The following is a 16,501-nucleotide window of genomic DNA, read 5'->3' as shown; positions in this document are numbered from 1 at the left end:
GATAATTAATTTAGTAATGGTAAATATTAAAAAATAACTTTGACAGGAGGTATATATGACAAAGTTTAAAACACAGAACAAAATGAGAGCTGCGGTGCTCATCACAACCGCATTGATTGCATTGCTTTTTTCAAGCTGTGCTTTTTTGGAAGGTATGGCCGTTCCGGAAGATAAACCGGCGGTAAGGCAGCTTGCAGTAGGCGATAGAGTTGGAGATAAGACTATCGTATGGGAAAATACAGGTGCAGGCTCATGGCGATTTCTTGCGATGGGAACTCCATCAGAGCCGATGCCCTGGGATCTTAATTCCTCAAAGTTTATAAGCGTAAAGAACCTATCCTCGGACATAGGAGCCGGAAAAGAAAACAGCATTTTCCTAAAAGCCGAATTCGAAGCGAATGGCTCCAAAACGCATACAGCCGCAAATTGTGCAGTTATGTATTGTGTTTCCAAAGGCGGATGGCTGCCTTCACGGGATGAAGCCGAAAAGATTGCTCAATTTACTAGCAAAGACTTTTGGACATCCATCTGTGAGGCAAGCTCAAAGGCTTATTATTACAGCCCGCTTCAGAAAGGTATGCAATCAAAATGGCGAAACGATCGCAATTCAGTTGTTGCCATCCCTGTGTACTACCTTGATGCACGAGGAAATGTAACAGAACCGTAATCACGTAGATTAAGCAATGAGGCAAGCAATGACAACTTGTTTATTTGCTTGTCTCATTTTAGTAAACCAAAAGATTAATATTTTAACTTATCAATATAGTCTGAGCCTGAATTAGTTTTAACCATATTTATTGCAAAAGCATCAAAGTCATTTAGATTTGTAAATTTATTCAAACAGCTTGATTCGTTTTGCCCGTCTCCCTGAACAATTGTCAGATCAAGATTCAAAAGAGGAGCATAGTATCTTAATGCAGGCAAGTATGAAGAAGAAAGAAAGTTGTCGCCTGAGTTATAAATTGTTAAAAGAACCTTTTTTTTGAGAGCATTTGTCTGCTTAACTCCTAGCTCTCTTTTTCTTCCAAGATAGTTTTTGTAGTTAGCGGTTGTAACACCTGAGTTTGCAGCCATAATAGCCTTTACATCTACCCAGTACTGAACAGGAGCTGAAATTTTATTACCGTAAGAATCTTCAGTTGTAATACCCTTGCTGTATACATCAGTTCCGGTTAAACCGTCAAGTAAGTTGCGCAAAATTTGTAAGGTTACGGCAGCTTGTGCATCAACATTTTGAGAAACAGTACCGGTAAGAAGCCCCTTGCCTACAGCTTCGATGGCATCTTCGTTTGCATCATATCCGAAAATCGGAACGCCTGCAGGATAGTGCGATGCTCGTAAGCACCCCATTGCCATACCGTCATTATTTGAAACAACCATGTCGATTTTATCGCCGAACTTTGCAGTCCATTCATCCATAGCCGCTGTTGCTGCATTGGCATTCCATGTAGAACCGTCAGTCCCTGTCATAGCCTTTCCTTCAAGCTCAATAACACCGAAGGTTTTTCCTGCTATAGTAACGGAACCCTGCTTTGTTTTATCGGGATCGGTAGAACCTGCCCAAGTATCCAAAGCCTTTCTGATACCTTCCGTCCTAGCCTTTGAATCGTTGTGGCCTACGTCTCCTATACAAAGAACATAGCCGATAATGCCGTCACTGTTTCTGTCAAGAGAAGTTTCTGCAGATGCAAGAAAATCGGTAATAAGTTTTCCTTGAAATGCACCGCCGACTGCGGCATCAAAACCTACGTAATAGGTCTTATCATTCCAGTTCATAGAAGCCATATCTATTTTTCCTGTTGCCGGATCTGAAGGCTGGCGGTTAAAAAATACAAGCGGTTTATCTTTATTAAGGACAGTATTGCCGGTTATGCCGCAGCTTACGACAAAAAAGGAAGCTGCAATAAGAAATCCAAAAAAAACTACTCGTGCAAATTTAAAAAAAGTTCTCATAAATACATATCTCCTAATTTATAACCGGCTTATAGTATATTATATTTTATAAAATATGTCGATTACCGTCAGACGGTCGTCAGACGGTCGTCAGACCACTCGCCAGACCGCTTGTCAATCGATTACCTAGAAACAATTTTAAAAAACTGCTATAATCCGGCTATGATTATCGATAATAAATATACTATTAGGCATAAGGTGCTTACGGAAAACATAGACGGAAAATGCAGGGCAACTCCGATGGAGTTTGCGATTTTGGTGCAGGAATTGGCTGCAGGGCATTACAGCTGTACAGGCCTTTCAATTCCTCATTTGCAAAGAATGAGCTTAACCTGGGTTATCACAAAGCAGCATTTTGAAATTACAGAATACCCTCTTTGGATGGATGATTTAATAGTTCAAACATGGGCTCAGACGCCGAAGGGATTTTTTTGTTTGAGGGACTTTGCCTTCTTTTATGCAAAAAAAGGCAAAAAAAATTCTATAGATGATGCCTTAGCTGAAAACCTCCGTATCGAAGAAGGAAAAGAAAATCTATATTCAATAAAAGAAGAATATAAAGAACTTAAAGAGCCCATCTTCAGGGCAAGTTCTTGTTGGGTAATATTGAACTCAGAAACAGGGCAGCCTGTAAAACCGGACACAAAGGTTTTCGGTAACTTAGCCTTTAATGAAGAACACCTTGAAGGCAAGGTTTTTGCAAAAATCCAGTTGCCTGAAACTTGGAACATAGAAGAGCCTTTCCGCCCCACCCTTTTGGATATCGATGTAAATTCCCATGTAAACAATTTAACCTATTTGAGGTGGATTTTGTCCTATATGAGTGCCGATTTTTGTAAAGGAAAACTTCTAAAAACCTTGGATACCAATTTTCTTTCTTCAGCTATGTACGGTGAAGACCTTATATGCAGATCAAGCCGGTCGGAAAACGTTTGCATACACTCCATAATAAGAGCTAAGGACGGAAGCGAGGTATTTAAAGCCCGCTCCGAATGGGCAGACGAAAAAAAACTTTCCCGAACTCTTCAAGTAAGCAGTAACTGAATAAAGCCTCAAAAAACTGAAGTTTTTTGAGGCTTTCCTTAGATTCAATCTATATTTACCAAAAGATTCAATCTATTTTACCAAAAGATTTAATTTATTTTACCAAACCGAAACGGGCTCTGGGATATAGAATAAGGTTTACCGTACCGAGCATCCTTGAGGAATGTATATAACGGGGTGCTACATTTGTTACAAACATCATCGACATAGGGTCGTCCTTGCTTAGGGCTTCCAAATGGTATTGATATTCATGCCTCATATCAGTGGAATTAAAGCGGTTATCCCCCATCATAAAATAACAGTTTTCAGGGATGTATTCTTCTTCTCCCTTAGGGAATTCGTCCATGTTTCTTTGCGGTGATAGAGCCAAATAATATAGGTATTCACCAAGCTCGTTTATAATAGCTTGACGTTCTGCATCCGAAGAAAAAACCGCTTCGCTGACATTGGCCTTATAAAGTTCGGCATTTCGTACAAGGAGCTTTCCAAACCCGAGTTTAATAAGAACATTGAGCTGGGCATTTCTCATCTCGTATAGATTGTAGGAATCTTTTTCTATCGGCTTTTTCCATGAAGTTAAAAAGTTTTCAAACCACATAAGCCCGCCGTCAGTCGTCAAAATTTTTGAAGCTATAGCTTCGTTATCTCTAGCCATTTGGCTCGCAAGATATTGTCCCTTACTTAAAAAATCCTTGGCCGAAAAAACCTTATCGGGATTAGCCTTTATTTCTTTCATCTTTTTAACAAGGGAAAGAGCTTCCTTTTCGGCCTCGTCAAAATCAACCCTTGCCCGCCAAGATTCCACCGATTGAAGACGGTTTAAGTCTTCAGTATTCATTTTTACATCTTTTACGTATTTTAGGCTTGATTGAGGCAGCTTAGATAAATCCCAAACGGCATAAGAAGTTTCATCAAAGGCCTTAAAATCCTTTTCGCCAGCCTTTTTTATATAAAGCACCCCATCAACAAGCATCAGTTTTTCTCCGCTTAGGCCCACAATCCTCTTAACCAAGGGGTCGGCCTTAATCCTGCCGTTTTCATCCTTGTTGATGTTGACCATAGTGAGGGTTAAGTACTGAACCAACTGGGAAGTAAAGAATTTAAGCTCATTATTGGGTTCATCTTCATAATGGGGATTGCGGATTATGACAACATCTCCCCTCTTATAATTATAAATTTGAGGAAAGCGGAATGAAGAAAGCGGAAAAGTCGGCCCTGCTGCGAGCTTAAAGCCTGCAACCCTATCCCCTATCATAAACTGCTGAACCATAGACTCGGAAGGAATTACATAGAGCTGCAAGACAAAAACGCTAAAAAGAAGAACTACACAGGCAGCTTGCAATATTGCATCGGCCCAATCTAAAATTTCTAAAATAAAAGAACGCTTTTTCTTAGGAAGCTCAGGTAATTCCGGAAAGTACTTAGGAAGCCTCTTATCCTTTAGTCTAAACAAAAGGACTCTATTATAAATAATCATCGCAATCCAATAAAAAGCTAAGACGGCATCAAGAATCGACCTATCCTGCTCAGTATGCACAGCTCTGGACATAATAAAACAAGCCATAAAAAAATAAGGCACATACTCCATAGTTTTACGCATCACGGACATTGTTTTTACGGTCTTTTTTTGAAAAAAAGAATAAGTACAAAAGGCCGTCCAAGCGGAAAAAGCCGCACCTAAGATTAAGGCTGTAACGGCAAGGCTCGAGCCGTTTTTTATAATCAGCAAGATTGAAAATAAGAAACTTAAAGCCGATTCTGCATAAAAAAGCATTGACATGAAAACTCCTAGTAATTTATAAATCGCCTCTAAAAACATCAGCCTTTAAAGGCCGCCCTATTACTGTCTAAACAAAATAAAGGCCGATTAGAAACAGAGTATATCACTTTTTTGTATTTTGTACTAGAGTTCGCGCGTTTTTAAAAAATCCGGCCTATAGATTTTTTTTATCAAAAGAGGTACAATATATACTTTAAAAAGTTTCTATTGGAGTTAAAGTTTTTATTGGAGTTATAAATTATGAAGATGACGCAGATGTATATGCCTACCTTGAGAGAAGTCCCTAATGAGGCCGTTGTTGAAAGCCATAAGTTGCTTTTAAGGGCAGGAATGATAAGAAATTTAGCTAACGGACTTTTTGCATATTTGCCCCTCGGTTTAAAGGCCTTTAGAAAGGTAGAAAAAATTATCAGGGAAGAAATGGATGCAATAGGCTGTCTCGAATTTAAGCCTCCCGTAATTGTTCCGGGTGAAATTTGGCAAGAATCGGGAAGATGGGACTCGATGGGGCCTGAACTTTTGCGTATTAAAAACCGCCTAAATCAAGAATTGGTAGTAAGCCCTACGGACGAAGAAGCCTTTACTGCTCTTTTAAAGAATGAGTTGTCTTCCTATAAGCACTATCCTGTTTTGGCTTATCAAATAAATACAAAATACCGCGATGAAATCCGCCCCCGATACGGACTTATGAGAACCCGCGAATTTACTATGAAAGATGCCTATTCTTTCCATACAAACGATAAAAGTTTAGACGAAGCCTATCTCAGCTTTGAAAAAGCTTATGTAAAGATTTTTAAGCGCTGCGGTCTTACGGTAATAGGAGTAAAGGCCGACTCAGGAGCCATGGGAGGAAGCGGTTCCCAAGAGTTCATGGTAGAATCTTCCGTTGGTGACGACACCCTCCTCATCTGCCCTTCTTGCGGCTATGCAGCAAATGAAGAAAAGGCAGCCTGTGCGCCCGATAAACAGCCGGAAAACGGAAATACCTCCCAAGATTCAACCCCGGTTATGGAAGAAATCGATACGCCTGATGTGAGGACAATAGAGGCCTTAGCTTCTTTTTTAAAAAGGCCCAGTGATTGCCTTATTAAGGCCTTAATTTACCGTATAGAGAATTCCGAAGTCCTTGCTGCAAAGACAGCGGACAATAAGCATAAAAACGGTATTGATGGGGGACAGCTGGTTGCGGTTTGTATAAGGGGTGACTTGGAAGTAAACGAAGCAAAGTTAAAATCTGCTCTTAAAGCATCTGAAGCCGTTCTTACAAGTGATAGAGAGGTAGAAGAAGTTACGGGAACTGTTATAGGTTTTATCGGCCCAGCAGGTTTAAAAAATATTCCGATCATAGCCGATGAAAGCGTTATGCTGATGCACGATACGGTAACCGGAGCCTTAAAAAGGGATAAGCATTTAATTCATGTAGAACCTTTACGGGATTTTACCCCCGATTATATCTTTGACCTCCGCACGGTAAGGGCAGGAGATAAGTGTTCGGTTTGCGGTGCGCCTCTTTACACCAAAAAAGGAAACGAACTCGGACATATCTTTAAGCTGGGATATAAATATACGAAGGCGATGAATATGACCTATCTCGATGAAAACGGAAAACAACAGCATCCTTCCATGGGCTGCTACGGCATAGGGCTTGACAGACTTACAGCTTCAATTGTCGAAGAACACCACGATGAGAACGGAATAATCTGGCCTATGAGCATCGCCCCCTTTCAGGTTGCTATAGTCCCCATAAAATACGAGGGAGAAATGCAAAAGGAAGCCGACCGCCTTTATGACGAATGTAAAAAAAGAGGAATTGAAGTCCTCCTAGATGACCGCAAAGAAAGAACGGGCGTTAAGTTTAAGGATATGGACCTTATAGGCATTCCGATAAGGCTCGTAGTCGGCGAAAAAAATCTTCCCAATATTGAATTTAAACTTAGAAAGGCGGAAGAAAGCCGCTTGGTCGATAAAGATAAGGTTATAGACTTAGTTGAAAAAACCGTAAAAGAAGAACTTGCAAAATTAAACTAAAGGATTCTTAAGATGAAAAAGATTTTAATTTCGGTTTTTCTACTTTTTTTTCTATTCACGGCAGTAAGTTTTAACCTCACTGCCGAGGAAAAATCGGCATGGGAGGATTCGGAATCCGGAGATTATCTTATCTATCAAGACCTTTCATGGAAAGAGCAGACATGGGTCGGCTTTTTATATTATAACGGCAACACAATAGGCAGTTTCTTATATACCTCAAACGGAAAAGTCTTTGCAAAGGTTTTGTTTAGCGGAGAAATTTTAGATGGAGACTTTGTAATAACGGGTCAAAATAATATTTCGGGTATTAACACCGATCCGGCCTACACCTATGCGGTTAACTACCTTATGGGAATCCTCCCAAAACTCTACTCATGGAAGACACAAAAATTAACTGAAAGCCTTGTAATAAAAACCGGTTCCAAAATAGTAAATGAAGAACAATTCGGAGGCGAAAGCGAGATAAAATTCCACTCCTACATTCCCCTCTTTCATATAAAAGAAATTTTAGATTCCAATAAAGAAAAAGCCTTTGAACTGGTAGAAATGGGAAGGGTAAAAGACGAAAAAACTTTTTTTGAGTTTAGCCCTCTCGAAGAAATTAAACCTCTTGAGTCTAAATTTGTTTTAAACCCCAAGGCGAAAAAAGAAACAAGAACCGTTGACGGAGTTAAACTTTTGTTAGACAGCCAATGGAAGCAGATAGCCGACAATACATTTTTGATGGGAAACGAGGCCTTTTTAAATGTAAATACTGTAGATTTAAAACTAGTCCCTGATATAAGCGGAAAAGAAATCGATTTTTTGATAAGATATTTTTCTTCGTCGGGAGAGGTTTCTAAGGTACTTTCAAAAAATACGGACATCAATGGAACAAAACAAAAATTTAAAATCATAAACAGCGTCTATGACCTTGAATCAAAAAGCATAAAACACGATATTAAATTGATAATAAAAAAAGAAAATTCAAAATATACGGTAGTAAGTTTAACCGTCGATAAATCTTCGTATCAAAAATATAAAGATTATTTTGACGGCTTATTTTAGAGTAGTAATTTTATTCTATAAAAAATTCGCGGAGGTTTAATATGCAGCAAACTTTAATGGAGTATGTAAAAGACTTTTTACCCGAAATTGCAAAACACACAATAAAAAATCCGGCAGTTACACCTGAAAATGTATTGCAAAAAGGTAATCCTGTTCTAATTAAAATTCTTGATAAGATGGTAGACGATCTCATCCTTGAGAATTCGGAATTTAGACATCCTGAACACTTAGAAGAATTTTTAGATGAGATAAATAAAGGAAAAAAAGGCATAATTCTTGCAGAACACTACAGTAATCTGGATTACCCTGCTTTTATCAATTTAATGAAAAAAACCGGAACTAAAGGGTCAGAGCTTGCAGAAAAGTGCATAGCAATGGCAGGCTTAAAGCTGGGCGAGGATAATCCCTATGTTGCGGCCTTTGCAAGTGCCTATGACCGAATTTATATATATCCCAGCCGTTCTATCAAATCAATTAAAGACCTCGAATTATTGGAATCGGAATTAAAACGAAGTAAGATGATAAACCTTGCTTCTATGAGAGCACTCGAAAAGGCAAAAGAGGAAGGTAGAGTAGTTCTTGTATATCCTGCAGGTACCAGGTACCGCCCCGGAAAACCCGAAACAAAGAAGGGAGTAAAAGAAATAGATTCGTACATTAAAATGTCCGATATAATGCTCTTGGTTTCAAGCAATGGAAACTGCCTGCGTATTTCGGAATCGGGAGATATGACAGAAGATACTGTCTGGAAGGATAGGCTAATCTTTGATTCAAGCCCGGTCATAAACTGTGCAGATTTTCGCGAAAAAGTAAAAGCCGAACATAAAGAACTTACGGGTATAGATAAAAAGCAGGCTGTTGTCGATCGGGTAATGGCAGAGCTTGAAAAGATGCACGAAGCAAACGAAATCGGACGGCTAAAATAGGAGAAGATTGTGACACATACATTTTATGTTGAAGTGCGAAGCTACGAGCTTGACGCTTATAACCATGTAAATAATGCCGTTTACTTAAATTATTTGGAACATGCCAGAATGCAGTTTTTAAAAAAAATAGGCTTCGATTATGTATCAATGATTGAAGAAGGCTACATGCTCTATGTATCTCACATAGATATTAAATACAAACACTCAGCTAAACTTTACGATAAACTGGCTATTGAGGTTACCCATGTTGAACTGGGTAAGGTTTCCGGTACCTTTTTACAGGTTATAAAAAATGAAGAAGGTAAAGTCTGCGCCGAAGCAAGGGTAACATGGGCCTGTGTAGACAGTACGGGCCGGCCCGTTAAAATACCTGAAAAATATTTGGTTCCGGGCCTGGAGCCCGAGCTTCAGCCCTAAAAATCTAATTTTAGCTTATTTTGATTGACTTAATTTCGGCACGGTATTATATTCTATTCCGTCTTAAAAAATATGGAGTTTTGGAGTTTATATGAAGTCTATTTTAAAAACATGTTTATTTATTGGTATCGTTTCATCGGTAAGTCTCTTTGCTATGGGAGCAAAAGAAATTCCCGATAACGGTAGAAAAAATGTTGCTGTTACCTTCGATGCAATGAAGGAGCTTACTCAGGCAGTTGCAGGCGATAATGTCAATATTTCGGTTATAATTCCGCCGGGAATGGAAGCCCATGACTTTGAGCCCAAGGCTAAAGACCTTGCTTTTTTATCGAAAGCAGATGTGTTAATCTATAACGGTCTGGGCATGGAGTTTTGGCTTGATGAAGCTATAAAAGCAGTCAACAATAAAAAACTGATTATGGTCGAAGCAAGCAGCGGAATTGAGCCAATCAAGGCTGGGCACCATAACCATGATGAACATGGCGAAGACTGTGACTGCGAAGCTTGTGCAGGAAAACCTGATGACAAAGAGCATGAACACTGCCATCACGGCGAGTTCGATCCGCATACATGGCTCAGCCTTTCTTCTGCAAAAATTATGATAAAAAATATCGAAAATGTTCTTGCTGCGGCTGACCCTGAAAATGCAAAAAGCTATAAAGAAAATGCAAGCAAATATATTTCCGAAATTGATGAACTTTTAAAAGAATATATTGAAAAATTTTCCAACGTAAAAAACAAACACTTTGTAACAGGTCATGCCGCCTTCGGATACCTTTGCAGAGATTTTTCTTTAGAACAAAATTCGGTAACCGATATCTTTAATGAAAATGAACCGAATCCGAAAGAACTTGCAAAACTGGTCGAATATTGTAGGGAACACAAAGTAAAAGTTATCTTTACGGAAGAAGCGGCAAGCCCCCTTGTTTCAAAAACCCTTGCAGCAGAGCTTGGAGCCAGGGTTGAAAAAATTTACACAATCGAAAGCCCAGAAGATAACAAAACCTATCTTGAACGCATGAAAGCAAATCTAATGCGCATCTATGAAAATTTAAAATAAAAGGCACGGGCGGTCTTTTGACTTTTTATGGGAGGTGTGATAAACAGTTCGGCACAAATGGTGCCTCACTGTTTATCGATATTGTATGAGGCATTACTTTAAAAATATATTCCGGATTAAAAGCACCTTTGCTTTGATGTTCTTGTCTTTTTTTTGTATTTTTTTATCGGTATGCAGAATATTTATAGCAGAAAACTATTTTTTACTCTTTTTAGTATGGAATTTATTTTTGGCCTTTGTACCGTGGTTTATATCTTCCATACTATATTTGTCAAAAAATTGTAAAAAAATACCGTTTATAATTTTTGCTATGCTGTGGCTCCTATTCTTTCCCAATGCTCTTTATATAGTAACCGATTTTATTCATCTAAAAACAGCAGCTTCAACAATGCGCTGGTATGACCTGATTCTCCTTCTTTCATATAGTCTTACAGGCCTTTTTTACGGCTTAGTAAGTTTGGATTTTATCGAAACTAAGATTAAAAAACTTTTTAATATAAGATACCCGCAAATTTTTTCGGTTTTTGTGATATATCTTTCGGCTTTCGGTATCTATTTAGGCAGGTTTTTAAGGTGGAATTCATGGGATATCCTAACAAATTTAAGCTCCGTCCTATCAGACCTCTTTTTACCAATAAAAAATCCCTTCATACATGCAAGAACATGGGCATTTATTCTTTTGCTTGGAACCCTCTTTAATCTTCTTTATGTATCGTACAAGAGCTTCGGCGAAAAAAATTAAATTTTTAGGATGATTTTACTTGACAATTACAGTAATTATGCTAAAATTATATTAAGCGGGAGATGTGAGTATCCGCCATTAGGCGGTTCAAAGCACAACTCCCATAAGGGGCATGACTTCATGCCCCTTTTTAGTTTTTAATAAGTCTGACGTAGTTTAGGCCTCAGTCCACCTTATTTTTAATTCTTTAATTCGGCTAGATATGCCAATAAGAATTTCCATACGCGTTGAACGGAAGCTATGTCCATGTGTTCGTTAGGAGTGTGCACATCATGCAAATTGGGACCGAAACTTACGGCATCGACATTGGGAAGAGTCTTCTTTAAAAGGCCGCATTCAAGTCCTGCGTGGATTGCTGTAATTACAGGCTCTTTGTTATTAAGTTTTTTATAAACATTAACAGCCTTCTCGCGCACAGGAGAATCGGGACTATACTCCCAAGCGGGATATTCCGAAGCTTTTTCAAATTGGGCTCCGCACCGTTCAGCTTGAATCTTAAGCACATCGGCAATTTCATCCAAGGCACTCTTTACGCTGCTTCGTATCGATGTTGTAAATTTAATTTTTCCATCTACTTCTTCCAAAACACCGTTATTTAAACTTGTTTGGACAAGGCCGGGAATTTCCATGCTCATATATTGCACACCATTGGGAATACTTGCCATAAAATCAATCAGATTTAAGGTAAGCTCTTTTGTAAACATTTTTCCTGAAGGGTTTTGAGTTTCAGCTGCCGTAACGGTTAAAAGTTTGTCCACAGCTCTGTATTCATTTTTAAAATCAGCGGTAAGTTTTTCGACAATCTTAAAAACGGCTGACGTATTTTCGACGGCTATGACTGCATAGGCATCTTTTGCAATTGCATTGTGTTTTGAACCGCCCGAAATTTCGACTAAATTGATTTTTTCGTTTCGCTTGATGTTATAAAGAATCCTTCCCAAAAGCTTGATGGAGTTGGCTCTTTGCTTGTTTATCTCGATACCTGAATGTCCTCCAAGGAGACCTCCTACGGTGATTTTTAAGAATTTTCCTTTAGAAGCTTCTTTTTTTACATCGAAAGAGATATGGATGTTAGCTCCGCCTGCACAGCTTACCAAGAAGACTCCTTCTTCTTCCGAATCTATATTTAAAAGACGTGTACCTTGCAGATGCTCACCGGTAAGGGCCATCGCTCCGTACATGCCTGTTTCTTCTTCAGTCGTAATCAAAACTTCCAGCGGCGGGTGGGGAATATCTTTTGAATCAAGAAGAGTAAGAGCATAAGCTACGGCTATGCCGTCATCTCCTCCAAGGGTTGTCTTATCTGCATAGAGCATTCCGTCCTTTACAACGAATTTAATAGGATCCTTTAAAAAATCATGGTTTGAGGAAGCATCCTTCTCGCAAACCATATCCATGTGTCCCTGAATAATAACTGCCGGAGATTTTTCATAACCGGCAGTTCCGGGCTTTTTTATGATAACGTTCATAGCCTTATCTTGATAAACTTCAAGACTTCTATCTTTTGCAAATTTTACAAGAAAATCGCTGATAGCTCTTTCGTTTCCGGAACCTCTCGGCACTTGAGAGATTTCGTAAAACCATTTAAATACTTCCTTAGGTTCAGTGTTCTGCAATGGGTTCATTGTTACCTCCAAATTATTTGTTTTATAGGTTAGTAGTATATTACAAAATAGAAAAAAAAACAATATCGGAAAAAGTTTGTAAAGCCACCGTTAGATAAAAATTCATATCTTTTGCCTTTCTTGCTTCGTCAAAACTTTGAACGCCTATAGGCATTTTTCTAATCGTACTCATAAACATAGTATAACAGAAAAATAAGAAATTGACATCACAAGTAAGCTTAAGATAAACCGGTGAGCAAAGCTTACCTTCTAAAAACTGAAGTTTTTAGAGGTTTACGAAATAAAGTTTTTTGTTTATTTAAACAAAATTATTTCTCCACGTTTATAACTTATAAGAAACGGTTGGGCGGACAAAAAGGGATGACCTAAAAGACCGTCATAACTATCGGGCTTTTTTCGCAAATGAGAAATATCGGAAAAGGCAGTTTTTATATTTTTATATGTTTTACCGCCTATCTTCATTGTTTTTAATTCCGCTTGATATATTTCCTGTTTAATTCCGCCTGCTCCGCTCAGTTCGGTTTTTTCTTTGTTTGTTAAGGACGGTTCTAATTCATTAAAATAAAAGCTGTCGAGTAAATTGAATTCAGCTCCGGTATCGAGTCCCAATGTATAGGTTTTGTTTCCAATCGCTACTTCAATAACCGGAATATGACCTACCATTTTACACGGAATTTTTGAATATACTTTTAATGTATTAGATTTTATAAAACTATCATACGAATCCGGTCTTATAAGTGTCAACTGCTTTTTTTGATAATCTAAAAAGACATCATATTCTTTTAGCATATCATAGCCTATTAATCCGTATATGCCGTCCGTTTTTAAACTCTGTTCAAGACGACTCATATCAAGAACTACTATTTTTTGATTTTTTATTTTACTACCGGCGAATTCCAATTCTTTTACGGTTGTTATATCCATATTCGGACTTGAAACATTACCGCTGACATCTTGAAAACTACCAAGTTTTTTTGTGTCCGTGTTTAATCCTTCAATGTACTTTGAATTTAAAATAGAAAAAGGTGCACCGCTGTCTAATAAAAACAATCTGCTTTCACCATTAAGCAATACGTCTACCAACGGCAGATTTTCTGCAAATATAAAAGGAATGGAAGTGATTTTATGTGTATTGTACTCTATAGTTCGTTCTTCTGAAGACAAAGTTTTTACTTTTATTTTCATAAGTTCAGCTTCGACAATTAAATTATCCTTATTGAAAATAAATACGGACTCTTTCTTTCCTACTTGAGAATATTCAATTGAGTACTTTAAAATAAGTTTTCCGTCTTCCATAAGGCTTTCTGTTTTTTCATAGGAAACTACCGCTCCCACTCCGGCCAATAATTGCTGCAAAATTGCTTTTGCCCTATTACCGCTCTGTCCTGCAATTGAAAAATCTTCAGCCAAATAAGGCAGTACATTCGTTACGGATTTTTCGTTACAAGCTTCTGCAAGCGCTTGGACGGCTTTTTCACATTCAGATTCATTCTGTGCAAATATGCCGCTAAAAAAACAAAAAAATATTAAGGAAGCGCTTAACATCTTAATTAATTTACATCGATTTTGTTTCATTTTAATACCCCCATGGAATCTATTTAGAATTATTTTTAATTCTCGTTATTGAAATTTGTTTTGCAGTCATTTCTCCACTATCCCAAAGAATATTCATTATTTTTAATTCAGAATCAAATAGCTTAATTTTCATATACTACTCCGGTAGTTTATTTCATTTTAAACAAAATGCTCAAATTTATCAATGCTACTATAGTAGTTTACATAAAAAATTAAATTTTTTTCAAATTTTTGATATTTTTAAATTTTACACTTGACCGATTTTAAGTTCTATGTTAGAATAGTCTTACATATTTAAAAGTTTCTATTAAAATAAGCAAGCGGAAGAAACATCAGTTTCTGAGCATTGCTTATTTTCCGCCGTTTCGCAACAAAGTCAGAAACGGCATACTTTAACTTTAGAGAGGAAATTATGGAAAAAAGCGATACAAAATTAAACCTTTTTAACAATATCTTCTATTACTTAGGAGTTTGGTTAAAAACCTTCCCGGCCGGTATTTTCTTTATACTTATTTCGGTACCTATCCGTATTTTTATGATTTATCAAACCATTCTTATCCCGAAAACCATTATATTGGGTATTGAAACCGGAGCAGAGGCTAAGGCGATTTTACTTTCCATATTGACGGCAGGGCTTTTGATAACAGCCTGTAAAATTATCATACAGATACTTGAAACAAAACTGATGGCTCTCGGCTCCCGCCCTCTATTCCATATTTATTCGGTACCTGTAAATAAAAAAATGTTTGAGCTTAACTATCAAACCCTTATTTCTCCCGAAGTGCAAACAAAAATAACCAAGGTAAAAAACATAGTCATGACGGGAAGCTCGGGCGGTCCCTTTCATTTTTTCGGGCTTAATTTATCCTTTCTTTTAACCGCAATTGCAGGAGCCTTTTTCTTCAGTTCAGGTATTATAAGCATCGACTTAATTCTTCTATTTATTGTTTTAGCTTCAGGAACCGTAAATTTATTGTACGGAATCTATACGGGAAAGTACACACAAAAAAACATGAAAGAACGAGGCGATGACGAAAAAAAAGAGAGCTACATTCTTACAACGGCGGAAGACAGACGCTTTGCAAAAGACATCCGCCTTTATAAGATGAAGGATTGGCTGATCGAAAACTTTGAACACTATCACGGACGAGTAAAAAAATTTTTAAAAGCTGAATCGAATGTACAAGCAGGAGGAAAAATTCTAAATGCCTTAATGATTTTTATAAGAGATGTTTTTGCCTATATTTACTTAATTTACCAATTAAACGCTGGAACCATTGCCGTTTCTCAATTTGTTTTTCTTATAGGTCTGATCATGGAATTTTCAAGATGGATGGATGCTATTGTTCTTCAAATAAGTAACCTCATTATATTTAATAGCGAATTAAGTCAAATAAGAATTTTTTTGAACACTCCTGATGAAAAAACAGGCGGAGAGCTTACCGCAAATGATACGGGCGAAAAACCTTCAATCGAATTTAGAAATCTTTCCTTTAGATATTCGGAAGATGCAGCATGGATTTTTAAAGACTTTAATTTAAAAATCGATGCAGGAGAAAAGTTAGCTCTTGTCGGTATCAACGGAGCCGGAAAAACAACACTTATGCACCTTTTAATGGGACTTTTAGAACCCACCGAGGGCTCCGTTTTAATTGACGAAAAAAACAGCACTGACTTTAAAAAAACAGAATACTATAATTTATTTTCTCCGGTATTTCAGGATATAAATATTTTCCCGGAAACTTTTGCAGCTAATATTGCCGGAACTGAAAATATAAATGAAGAAAAATTAAAAAATGCAATTACTTCGAGCGGTTTAAATGAAATGGTTTCAAGTCTTCCAAACGGCAGCCAAACTATTTTGGTAAAGGAAAGCAATGATGAAGCAATCGATTTATCGGGCGGACAAAATCAAAGGATGCTGCTTGCTAGAGCTCTTTATAAAAATGCAAAAATAAATATTCTGGATGAACCGACGGCTGCCCTTGACCCGATTGCGGAAAGCAAAATATATGAAGAGTATGATGCAATGAGTAAAGAAAAAACTTCTATTTTTATTTCGCATAGACTCGCGTCTACAAAATTTTGTGACAGGATTATTTTACTGGAACACGGAAAAATAATAGAAGAAGGCACTCATAATGAACTTATGAATCAAAATAAAACATACAGAAAAATGTATGATGTTCAAAGTAAGTATTATAGGCAAGTCTAAAAACTTTGTTAGATTTTTAGACTTGCCTGACGAGTTTTTAATAAGTCTTTAACTTATTAAAAACATCGCAAATATATTTAAGGAAGCCC

The 16,501-nt window shown here is 37.4% G+C and carries 14 protein-coding genes; 9 read left to right on the top strand and 5 right to left on the bottom strand.

Annotated features, from left to right (window positions below; translation table 11 throughout):
* Positions 1 to 55: 55 nt before the first annotated feature.
* Positions 56 to 667, top strand: coding sequence for a hypothetical protein (locus E4N74_RS02150; RefSeq protein WP_044978854.1), 612 nt, complete (start codon positions 56 to 58; stop codon positions 665 to 667).
* 74 nt (positions 668 to 741) lie between these two features.
* Here the strand turns inward: E4N74_RS02150 and E4N74_RS02145 are convergent, their stop codons facing one another.
* Positions 742 to 1,953, bottom strand: a complete 1,212-nt coding sequence (locus tag E4N74_RS02145; RefSeq protein WP_255818688.1) for a substrate-binding domain-containing protein — start codon at positions 1,951 to 1,953, stop codon at positions 742 to 744.
* 162 nt (positions 1,954 to 2,115) lie between these two features.
* Between E4N74_RS02145 and E4N74_RS02140 the strand changes: the two genes are divergently transcribed.
* Positions 2,116 to 2,997 (top strand): acyl-[acyl-carrier-protein] thioesterase, encoded by an 882-nt coding sequence (locus E4N74_RS02140; protein WP_044979760.1) that lies wholly within the window; start codon positions 2,116 to 2,118, stop codon positions 2,995 to 2,997.
* A gap of 94 nt (positions 2,998 to 3,091) precedes the next feature.
* Here the strand turns inward: E4N74_RS02140 and lepB are convergent, their stop codons facing one another.
* Positions 3,092 to 4,777 (bottom strand): signal peptidase I, encoded by a 1,686-nt coding sequence (gene lepB / locus E4N74_RS02135; RefSeq protein ID WP_255818686.1) that lies wholly within the window; start codon positions 4,775 to 4,777, stop codon positions 3,092 to 3,094.
* 240 nt (positions 4,778 to 5,017) lie between these two features.
* Between lepB and E4N74_RS02130 the strand changes: the two genes are divergently transcribed.
* The 6 genes from E4N74_RS02130 (at position 5,018) to E4N74_RS02105 (ending at position 10,997) form a co-directional block, all read left to right on the top strand.
* Complete coding sequence (locus E4N74_RS02130) at positions 5,018 to 6,805, top strand: proline--tRNA ligase (protein WP_255818685.1); 1,788 nt, start codon at positions 5,018 to 5,020, stop codon at positions 6,803 to 6,805.
* A 12-nt stretch (positions 6,806 to 6,817) separates the two neighbouring features.
* Positions 6,818 to 7,852, top strand: coding sequence for a DUF7954 domain-containing protein (locus E4N74_RS02125; RefSeq protein WP_044978850.1), 1,035 nt, complete (start codon positions 6,818 to 6,820; stop codon positions 7,850 to 7,852).
* Positions 7,853 to 7,893: 41 nt separating this feature from the next.
* Entirely contained in the window at positions 7,894 to 8,778 is an 885-nt protein-coding gene (locus E4N74_RS02120; protein ID WP_044978849.1) for a 1-acyl-sn-glycerol-3-phosphate acyltransferase, read from the top strand.
* A gap of 9 nt (positions 8,779 to 8,787) precedes the next feature.
* Positions 8,788 to 9,195 (top strand): acyl-CoA thioesterase, encoded by a 408-nt coding sequence (locus tag E4N74_RS02115; protein ID WP_255806010.1) that lies wholly within the window; start codon positions 8,788 to 8,790, stop codon positions 9,193 to 9,195.
* Between the two features lie 91 nt (positions 9,196 to 9,286).
* The gene (locus tag E4N74_RS02110; protein WP_044978847.1) at positions 9,287 to 10,255 is read left to right on the top strand and encodes a metal ABC transporter substrate-binding protein; all 969 of its coding nucleotides are present in this window, start codon (positions 9,287 to 9,289) and stop codon (positions 10,253 to 10,255) included.
* Positions 10,256 to 10,340: 85 nt separating this feature from the next.
* On the top strand, positions 10,341 to 10,997 hold the full coding sequence (locus E4N74_RS02105; RefSeq protein WP_338113377.1) for a DUF1361 domain-containing protein: 657 nt from the start codon (positions 10,341 to 10,343) through the stop codon (positions 10,995 to 10,997).
* 179 nt (positions 10,998 to 11,176) lie between these two features.
* Here E4N74_RS02105 and E4N74_RS02100 read toward each other — a convergent pair whose 3' ends face one another.
* The 3 genes from E4N74_RS02100 to E4N74_RS02090 all read right to left on the bottom strand — a co-directional run bounded on the left by E4N74_RS02100 (position 11,177) and on the right by E4N74_RS02090 (position 14,330).
* On the bottom strand, positions 11,177 to 12,622 hold the full coding sequence (locus E4N74_RS02100; protein ID WP_255818684.1) for an aminoacyl-histidine dipeptidase: 1,446 nt from the start codon (positions 12,620 to 12,622) through the stop codon (positions 11,177 to 11,179).
* Positions 12,623 to 12,916: 294 nt separating this feature from the next.
* A complete protein-coding gene (locus tag E4N74_RS02095; RefSeq protein ID WP_255818683.1) occupies positions 12,917 to 14,197 on the bottom strand; it encodes a retropepsin-like aspartic protease in 1,281 nt (426 codons plus the stop codon).
* 19 nt (positions 14,198 to 14,216) lie between these two features.
* Positions 14,217 to 14,330 carry a BlaI/MecI/CopY family transcriptional regulator gene (locus E4N74_RS02090; protein WP_215904810.1) on the bottom strand — a complete coding sequence of 38 codons (114 nt, stop codon included), beginning with the start codon at positions 14,328 to 14,330 and terminating at the stop codon, positions 14,217 to 14,219.
* 279 nt (positions 14,331 to 14,609) lie between these two features.
* Between E4N74_RS02090 and E4N74_RS02085 the strand changes: the two genes are divergently transcribed.
* Entirely contained in the window at positions 14,610 to 16,412 is a 1,803-nt protein-coding gene (locus E4N74_RS02085) for an ABC transporter ATP-binding protein (protein WP_255818682.1), read from the top strand.
* Positions 16,413 to 16,501 lie beyond the last annotated feature (89 nt).

Origin of the sequence: Treponema putidum, assembly GCF_024401155.1 — a bacterium.
Classification (GTDB): domain Bacteria; phylum Spirochaetota; class Spirochaetia; order Treponematales; family Treponemataceae; genus Treponema_B; species Treponema_B putidum.
Note: the sequence above shows the minus strand (reverse complement) of the source record. Positions and strands in the feature narration are given on the sequence as shown.